Raw genomic sequence first — 1,404 nt, 5'->3', positions numbered from 1 at the left:
GCGAGTGAAATGCTTGCCGCCTTAAGGACAAGCTGTGATGGGGAGCGAAATTAAAGTAGCGAAGTTCCTGATGTCACACTGCCAAGAAAAGCTTCTAGTGAGAAATAAACTACCCGTACCGCAAACCGACACAGGTAGTCGAGGAGAGTATCCTCAGGTGAGCGAGCGAACTCTCGTTAAGGAACTCGGCAAAATGACCCCGTAACTTCGGAAGAAGGGGTGCTGACCGCAAGGTCAGCCGCAGTGAATAGGCCCAAACAACTGTTTATCAAAAACACAGGTCTCTGCTAAATCGTAAGATGATGTATAGGGGCTGACGCCTGCCCGGTGCTGGAAGGTTAAGAGGATGAGTTAGCGCAAGCGAAGCCCAGAATTGAAGCCCCAGTAAACGGCGGCCGTAACTATAACGGTCCTAAGGTAGCGAAATTCCTTGTCGGGTAAGTTCCGACCCGCACGAAAGGCGTAATGATTTGGGCACTGTCTCAACGAGAGACTCGGTGAAATTATAGTACCCGTGAAGATGCGGGTTACCCGCGACAGGACGGAAAGACCCCATGGAGCTTTACTGTAGCTTGATATTGAGTGTTGGTACCGCTTGTACAGGATAGGTAGGAGCCGTAGAGATCGGAACGCTAGTTTCGATGGAGGCATTGGTGGGATACTACCCTAGCTGTATGAACACTCTAACCCGCGCCACTAATCGTGGCGGGAGACAGTGTCAGGTAGGCAGTTTGACTGGGGCGGTCGCCTCCTAAAATGTAACGGAGGCGCCCAAAGGTTCCCTCAGAATGGTTGGAAATCATTCGCAGAGTGTAAAGGTAGAAGGGAGCTTGACTGCGAGACTGACAAGTCGAGCAGGGACGAAAGTCGGGCTTAGTGATCCGGTGGTTCCGTATGGAAGGGCCATCGCTCAACGGATAAAAGCTACCCTGGGGATAACAGGCTTATCTCCCCCAAGAGTCCACATCGACGGGGAGGTTTGGCACCTCGATGTCGGCTCATCGCATCCTGGGGCTGTAGTCGGTCCCAAGGGTTGGGCTGTTCGCCCATTAAAGCGGTACGCGAGCTGGGTTCAGAACGTCGTGAGACAGTTCGGTCCCTATCCGTCGCGGGCGCAGGAAATTTGAGAGGAGCTGTCCTTAGTACGAGAGGACCGGGATGGACGTTCCGCTGGTGTACCAGTTGTGCCGCCAGGCGCATCGCTGGGTAGCTATGAACGGAAGGGATAAACGCTGAAAGCATCTAAGTGTGAAGCCCCCCTCGAGATGAGATTTCCCATTCCTATATGGAAGTAAGACCCCTGAAAGATGATCAGGTAGATAGGCTGGAAGTGGAAGTGCAGCGATGCATGGAGCGGACCAGTACTAATCGGTCGAGGACTTAACCAAGTAAAGCGCAAACTGG

General features: G+C 52.9%; 1 rRNA gene. It reads left to right on the top strand.

The window, feature by feature from the left end:
- Positions 1 to 1,388: ribosomal RNA gene (locus ACWP87_RS13735) — 23S ribosomal RNA — on the top strand; the annotation flags it as partial.
- Positions 1,389 to 1,404: the final 16 nt, after the last annotated feature.

This window comes from Lacticaseibacillus sp. 22, from assembly GCF_055413445.1.
The sequence above is the reverse complement of the archived record's forward strand: the minus strand, read 5'-3'. Positions and strand labels throughout refer to the sequence as shown.